General features: G+C 38.4%; 5 protein-coding genes. 4 read left to right on the plus strand and 1 reads right to left on the minus strand.

Translation table 11 applies throughout. From position 1 onward, the window contains the following. Positions 1–281: 281 nt before the first annotated feature. Entirely contained in the window at positions 282–2102 is a 1821-nt protein-coding gene (gene lepA / locus VJJ26_00365; protein ID HLC06613.1) for a translation elongation factor 4, read from the minus strand. Between the two features lie 203 nt (positions 2103–2305). On the opposite strand from lepA, the gene VJJ26_00370 reads away from it, so the two are divergent. The 4 genes from VJJ26_00370 to VJJ26_00385 form a co-directional block, all read left to right on the plus strand. Further along, a complete protein-coding gene (locus tag VJJ26_00370) occupies positions 2306–3064 on the plus strand; it encodes a Fe-Mn family superoxide dismutase (protein HLC06614.1) in 759 nt (252 codons plus the stop codon). Between the two features lie 88 nt (positions 3065–3152). Then, positions 3153–3998: a PP2C family protein-serine/threonine phosphatase gene (locus tag VJJ26_00375; GenBank protein ID HLC06615.1), complete on the plus strand. Its 846-nt coding sequence runs from the start codon at positions 3153–3155 to the stop codon at positions 3996–3998. 118 nt (positions 3999–4116) lie between these two features. After that, on the plus strand, positions 4117–6768 hold the full coding sequence (gene gyrA / locus VJJ26_00380) for a DNA gyrase subunit A (GenBank protein ID HLC06616.1): 2652 nt from the start codon (positions 4117–4119) through the stop codon (positions 6766–6768). 297 nt (positions 6769–7065) lie between these two features. Further along, a partial coding sequence (locus VJJ26_00385; protein ID HLC06617.1) for a DNA-processing protein DprA occupies positions 7066–7737 on the plus strand: 672 nt, incomplete at its 3' end.

A 7737-nucleotide genomic window follows, 5' to 3' on the forward strand; every position in this document is an offset into this window, starting at 1 on the left:
CCATTATTTTCATTGCTATGGGAATGTTCATTGTTGGCGATATCTTGATGACCATTGTTTTTATGATCTTTCATAATAAGACTCCTTTTTTTGTGTGATAAACAATATATTTCTATTTAAATATATTACAAAAAGAAATATTTATTCAATGGTTTGTGTAAGGAAATCTTTTATTATTGGAGTAAAAAGTACGTAAGATAAAGGGTTTCTAGGCCAAAAACATACTACCCCTGGGCGTTATCCAGGGGTAGCTCACTGATAATTATGAAGGGAAGGGGTTTTTATTTCTTTAAAAGTGATAAGAATGCTTCCTGAGGCACTTCCACGGAACCTACTTGCTTCATCTTTTTCTTACCTTCTTTTTGTTTTTCAAGAAGTTTACGTTTACGGGATATATCGCCACCATAGCATTTTGCCGTTACATCCTTGCGCAATGGGGCAACGCGTTCACGGGCGAGGATTTTTGCTCCAATGGCTGCTTGGATGATCACTTCAAAGAGTTGGCGATGAATGACCTTTTGAAGGCGTTGGGTAAGGTCTCTGCCGATGTAAAATGCCCTGTCGCGGTGAAGAATGATAGAAAGCGCATCCACAGCTTTTCCGTTGAGGAGGATGTCCATTTTAACTAGATCTGCAGGCTCATATCCAGAAAACTCATAATCAAAACTAGCGTACCCAGAGCTTAAACCTTTCAAATCACCATAAAATTCCATTGCCACCTCATTAAGAGGAAGCCGATATTTTAGAATTACTCGGGAATCATCAAGATAGGTGAGGTTTTGCTGTTTACCACGTTTTTCTTCACACAGCTTGATGACGCTGCCAAGATATTGCTGTGGGACGATAATGGTGGAATCAATCATTGGTTCTAAAATTTCATCAATGTAGTTCCGTTCAGGGAAGTCTGACGGGTTTTCAATATCGACAATTTTGCCCGTGCCAGCCATTTTTATCTGATACAATACGCTTGGTGCAGTGGCAATAACCGAGAGATTATATTCTTGTTCAAGGCGTTGTTTGAATACTTCCATATGAAGCATGCCCAAGAAACCACACCGGAAACCAATGCCCAATGCAGCAGAGCTCTTTTTCTCAACCGATATACTTGCATCATTGAGTGTTAATTTTTCAATAGCTTCTTCGAGTAAACCAATTTCTTCACTGTCTACCGGGAATACACCGGCAAATACCATCTGTTTTGCGGGTTTAAAACCAGGAAACAGTTCGACCGGTTTTTTGTTGTGGTAAATAGTATCGCCAATTTGTGCTTCTTTAATGGTTTTCATACCCGTGATGAGGTATCCAACTTGTCCGGCATACAGGATGTTTGTGGGTGTTGGTTCTGGGTACATCAATCCGACTTCCAGCACTTCATAGTTGGAACTTGCTTGCGCCAAGCAGATAGTATCACCTTTCTTGATAATTCCATCGTGCAGCGCAATAAGACAGACAACACCACGATAATCATCAAACCATGAATCAAAGAGTAGTGCACGCAGCGGTTTATCAGCTGATACTTTTAAACTTGGTACGCGTTCAATGATCGCTTGGAAAATTTCTGGTATACCAATATTAGCTTTAGCCGATGCTTTGATGACTTCTTCTGCTTTAAAATCGAACAAGTTTACAAATTGATTGGTAACTTTTTCTGGATCAGCATTGGGAAGATCAATTTTGTTAATAATCGGAATAATGGTTAAATCTTGATCAAATGCAAGATAGAAGTTTGCCATTGTTTGTGCTTGCACGCCCTGTGCTGCATCAATAAGAAGAAGCGCTCCTTGGCATGCATACAGTGAACGAGAAACTTCATACGTAAAATCAACGTGTCCTGGTGTATCAATAAGATTCAATAGATATTTAGCGCCCTTGTATTCATAGAACATAGAAGCAGTTTGTGCTTTGACGGTAATACCACGTTCACGTTCTACTTGTAGTTTGTCTAAAAACTGTTCTTTTTTTTGACGTTCAGTGATTGTACCAGAAGTTTCCAACAATCTATCGGATAGCGTTGATTTACCGTGATCAATGTGTGCAATGATAGAAAAATTTCTGATTTTATCAGGAGTAAATTCTTGTAAATTTGGAATGCGTTGACTCATCTGTTTCTCATTCTATAGTTAGAAGCATGTAACAAAATCTTTCCTTATAGGGGTCCCCATGCGAAAGTATAATGAACATGGGGTTATAAATCTTACATATGAGTATAAAGAGATACGGTATGCTTGTAAATTGTGGACAAAAGATTGCTTTCACGGTTCTTTTTGTGTTTTTTTAGAAAAAATAATAAAAAAAGAGGTAGGTAATGAATACTCATAAAAAACCATTTATTTCAGTTGCAAGTGTGTTACTTTTGGTTTGTTTAGCGTTTATAATAGTAGTCAAAAAACAAAAATTAAGCATTTCAGATACAAGCAAAATACTTCCACAAAGTACTACCATAGAAGTCTTTTCTGCCAATCTGGTTTTAGGCAAACGATATCAAGCAAAAGAATTTTCTATTGCAATGGGTGCAAAAAAATTCAGTAGCAAACAGATTAATGACCACAAACAATTGTATGTAGGATATGTTAATAAACGTAATGAGATTGATGAAGCGCTACAAACTGCAGATAGAACCAATAGTAACATATCATATTCAGTGTTTCGTGGGTTAAAAATTTCTGAGACATTTACGCGCAATGCTGCATTATTGCATGAATTATATTTTGAAAATATAGGAACTGGTACATCTATGGGAAGTATGACACAAGAAATTATTATTAAAAACTTTGGAACTCTTGAGGCTTTTAAAGAAGATTTAATGGCAACAGCTTTATCGGCGCGTGGATGGGTGTTGACATGTTACAATCTTGATGACACTCGAGTTCAGAACTATTTGCTTGATGCGCACAATGAAAAAGTTCCTGTTTTGACAATACCGCTTTTGGTTGTGGATACGTATGAACATGCATATATGATTGATTTTGGTATTAATCGCAAAGAATACCTTGCAGTGTTGTGGGATAATATCAACTGGGATATAGTTGAAGCGCGTGTTAATAAGTGGGTTTCATTACATTAGTCTTAAGAGATTATTGTGATTATAACTATTATGAATAGTAAGAATTAACTTTGCTGTTTGTTGTATAAAAATTAAAAAGGAGTTTTTTGTGAAAGTGGGTGTAGTAGGATTGTTATTATTGTTGAATGTGTCGTTATCATATGGGTGCGAGCAGCAATTGGCATCGGCAATAGGGGTTTATTCGGATAGAGGTAGAAGACCAACCCAAGAAGATACGTGGCATCATGAAGTTATTAATGGAGGAAATTTTTTTGCGGTTTGTGATGGTCATAGCGGTCCTGAGATTGCTGAGTGTGCAAAACAAAAATTGGCTGTTTTTTTTAAAGATGCATTTGGTTCTGTAGAAGAAAGAATGAAAAAGGCTTTTTTACGACTAGATAACGATGATTGTGTGAAGTTGCACAAAAAATGTGGTTCAACTGCGAGTGTTGTATTTATTAATAAAAATACAGCCCACTTTGCCCATGTGGGAGATTCGCGTGTTGTGTTAGAAAAAAGTGGGACAGTTGCTTTTGCTACGAGAGATCATAAGCCTAATAGGCCAGATGAGCTGGATCGTATAGTAAATTTGGGTGGAAATATAAGTGATCTTAATGGGACATGGCGTGTTGAATATTATTTAGCAATGTCTCGTGCAATTGGCGATTGGTTTATAAAGAAATACATTATCGCAGATCCAGAATATACCGAAAAAGAATTAACATCAGAGAACAGATATTTAATTCTTGCTACTGATGGTTTATGGGATGTTATGAGTAATGAGGAAGCGGTGCAGGGATTAAAAGATCGCGCTCAAAAGTGTCCATCTGCAAAAGATCTTGCTAAACATTTAGGCTCTGTTGCAGCAGAAATGAGTGATGAAAATATTACTAAAGACAATATCACGGTGATTGTGGTGGATTTGTTACTTCTTGCCTCTGGTGGTAATCAGTAAAGAGCTCAATGTGTTGGTATACATTGAGCTTGTGAGATTTTCAGTTTATTGCTATACTAACTGTATATTCTAAAGCAATTTTTGATACTGTTTTTGATGTGAGAAAAGGGCTCATTTTATGGAACGTCCCACTTCACTTGTTAATAATAAAAATATACCTATCAGACCAATTTTGATTGAAAAAGAATTGAAAGATTCTTTTCTTGATTATGCAATGTCCGTGGTTGTGAGTCGGGCACTTCCTGATATTCGCGATGGATTAAAGCCGGTGCATCGTCGTATTTTATATACAATGCATCAGCTTGGTTTTTTTTATAACAAGCCATATCACAAATCGGTTCGTGTGGTTGGTGATGTGCTTGGTAGATTCCATCCCCATGGTGACCAAGCAGTGTACCAATCTATGGTTGGATTAATTCAAGATTTTTCAAAGCGTTATCCGTTACTTGATGGCCAGGGAAACTGGGGTTCTGTTGATGGTGATAATGCTGCAGCGATGCGTTACACTGAAGTTCGTATGGCACGCATTGCGCAAGAAATTTTGGCTGATATTGAAAAAGAAACAGTTTCTTTTGTTCCAAACTTTGATGAATCAACAGTAGAGCCTATTGTATTACCAAGTAAGCTGCCTAATTTGCTTATCAATGGTGTTGCAGGTATTGCAGTGGGTATGGCAACTTCAATTCCTCCTCATAACTTGGGTGAAATTGTTGGTGCATTACTTGCAATGTTAAAAAGTGAATTTATTACCGATGATGAACTGTTTGCACATATCCCAGGTCCAGATTTTCCAACAGGTGGTATTATTTGCGGTCGCGCTGGAATTGTAAAAGCATACAAAACGGGGCGCGGTAATGTTATTTTGCGTGGTGTTGCTGAATTTGAAGAAAAGGCAAGCAAAGGCGCAAGTATTATTATTACTCAATTGCCGTATCAAGTTAATAAAGCTGATTTAACTATCAAAATTGCTGATCTGGTGAAAAATAAAGTTATTGATGGTATTTCTAATATTAAAGATGAATCAGATAAAAAAGGTATGCGCTTAGTGATTGATCTTAAGCGTGGCGAAATTCCCAGTGTCATCTTAAATCAATTGTACAAACATACCAATCTACAAACATCAGTTTCTATTCTGATGCTTGGTCTTCTTGATAACCAGCCACTCATTTTCTCGCTGCGTGAATTGTTGAGCGAATTTTTATACCATCGTCAACAAATTATTTATCGCCGTACACAATATGATTTAAGCAAGGCTCAAGAGCGCGAACATCTTTTGGCTGGTTTTGTTATTGCACTCGCAAGTATTGATGAAGTTATTGCGCTCATTAAAAAATCACCATCTGCTAACGAAGCGATTGTGTTATTAAATAAGCGCTTCTTGCTTTCTGAAAGACAAGGTAAAGCCATTCTGGAAATGCGCTTACAACGTTTGACAGGTCTTGAACAAGAAAAGATTTACAGTGAGATGGAAGAGATTAAATCTAAAATTATTTATTTCCGATCTATTCTTGAAAATGAAGGAATCTTGAAGCAAGAAATTGTTAAAGAATTAGAAGATATTAAATCAAATTATAATGATGCACGTCGCACAAAGATTGAAGGTGCGATTGATATTCTTACTGAAGCAGATCTAATACCTGATGAAGAAGCGGTTGTTACGCTTACCATGAAGGGCTATGTTAAACGTGTTCCGCTTGGTGCATATGGTGTGCAGCGCCGTGGTGGTAAAGGAAAAATGGGTCTTACTGCACTCGAAGGTGATATTGTACAAGATGTATTTGTTGCAAAAGCACATGATATGTTGTTGTTCTTTACCAACCTGGGACGTGTGTATAGCTTGAATACATTTGAAGTGCCTGAAGCATCTCGTGTTGCACGCGGCCGTGCAATTGTGAACTTACTGCCATTGCAAGAAGGTGAAACGGTAGTAAAACTACTTCCTTCTCGTGATATGGAAGGTAAGTTTATGGTTATGGTTACGCGTGAAGGTATTATTAAGCGTACTGATGCATCTGATTTTGCAAAAATTCGTGCAACAGGTATTCGTGCAATTACATTGCGTACTGGCGATGAGCTTGTGTTCTGTTCATTGAGTAGTGGTAGCGATACTATCATTCTTTCAACTTCTCGTGGTCAAGGAATTCGCTTCAAAGAAACAGAAGTTCGTTCCATGGGACGTCAAGCGAGTGGTGTAATGGGTATTCGTGTTAAGAAAAATGATCGTGTTGTTGGCATGGAAATTGTCTCCGATCACGGCGAAATACTTTTCGCTACTGAACATGGGTATGGTAAAAAAGTTCGCATAGCAGATTTCCGTATTGCACATCGTGGTGGTATGGGAGTGCGCACTATTCCAACAGAAAAACGTAACGGTCCTGTTATTGGCCTTGCGATTGTTCATGAAGATTCACATATTCTTCTTATTGACCAAGCTGGTAAAATTATTTGTCTTTCTGCCAAAGATATTCGTGCAATGGGTCGCCAAGCAAAAGGTGTTCGCTTAATTAGACTTGATGACTCGCAAAAACTGCACAACGTCGTTGCGTTTGAAAGTAGTGAAGATCCTGCTGCTGATATTGATGAAGAAGGTGGCACAGTTATTGAAAAACGCACGCTACCGGTAGCTGAAAATGGGCAAGAAGACGAAGATGATGAAGATGAAGAAGAAGTCGAAGAAGAAGATGAAGGCGACGATTCTGCTGATTCTGATATAGAGTATGAAGAAGATGATGCGGATGATGTTGAGGAAGATGAGGAATTAGAGCTTTAGAATATGATTTACCCTTCGATACATTCTACTTCGCGTAAAGCTTCGTAGAACACTCAGGGCGAGCGGGAAAAAAATTAAACTCGATTTTTTGATTCCAGCGGCAATTTTATAGTTATTTCTTTCGCTAGAATTATTTCCTCTCCGCTCGCCCTGAGTGTTTTTGCCCGTTCACCCTGAGCTTGTCGAAGGGCAAAAAAGTATCGAAGGGTAAAATTAAATTTGTATACAATGGATAAGCACTTAATTTTACACCTTACATTAATAGAAGATATAGGCCCGGGAGCCATTCAAAGAATTATGCTCCTACTTCGCCAAGGCTTCGAAGGACATAAAAGATCTGGTGTTAACGGATCAGATCTTTACGCATTTGCCACTTCAGACTGGATGCATGTTTTTGGCTTTAGTGAAATTACTGCGCAAAAAATAGCGACAGGTCTTGCTGACAAAAAACTTCTCGAACGCGAACTTAGTTTAATTGAAGAATACAATATCAATTGGCTAACGATCACTGATGAATCCTATCCAAAGTTATTGCGTGAAATTTATTTGCCACCGGCAGTTTTATATTGGCAAGGCAGCTCTTCTTGGGACGTGTCCGCCGTAGCCTTGGCGAAGGCGGATAAAAGGGTTGCAATTGTTGGCGCTCGTAAAGCGAATGATTATGGTCAGCGAGCAGTGAATACAATAGTACCAGATCTTGTTGCTGCTGGGTACACCATTGTCAGTGGTGGTGCAGTGGGTATTGATGCCATGGCCCATAAAGCAACGCTACAATGTGGTGGAAAAACAATTGCTATTTTAGGTTCTGGGTTACTCAGACCGTATCCAAGTGCAAATAAAAAATTATTTACTGCAATTGTTGATAGTGGCGGAATAGTTGCAAGTTCGTTTCCATTAACTATGGAGGGGCTTCCAGGAAATTTCCCTGCGCGTAATCGCATTGTTACGGGGTTATCGCGCGGATGTTTG

It is taken from the genome of Candidatus Babeliales bacterium (assembly GCA_035288105.1).
In the GTDB taxonomy this organism is placed as follows: domain Bacteria; phylum Babelota; class Babeliae; order Babelales; family Vermiphilaceae; genus SOIL31.

Excerpts from the sequence above, each read along its gene's own strand:
- gyrA (HLC06616.1), top strand. The coding sequence starts at position 4,117 with ATGGAACGTCCCACTTCACTTGTTAATAATAAAAATATACCTATCAGA.
- lepA (HLC06613.1), bottom strand. The coding sequence starts at position 2,102 with ATGAGTCAACGCATTCCAAATTTACAAGAATTTACTCCTGATAAAATC.
- VJJ26_00370 (HLC06614.1), top strand. The coding sequence starts at position 2,306 with ATGAATACTCATAAAAAACCATTTATTTCAGTTGCAAGTGTGTTACTT.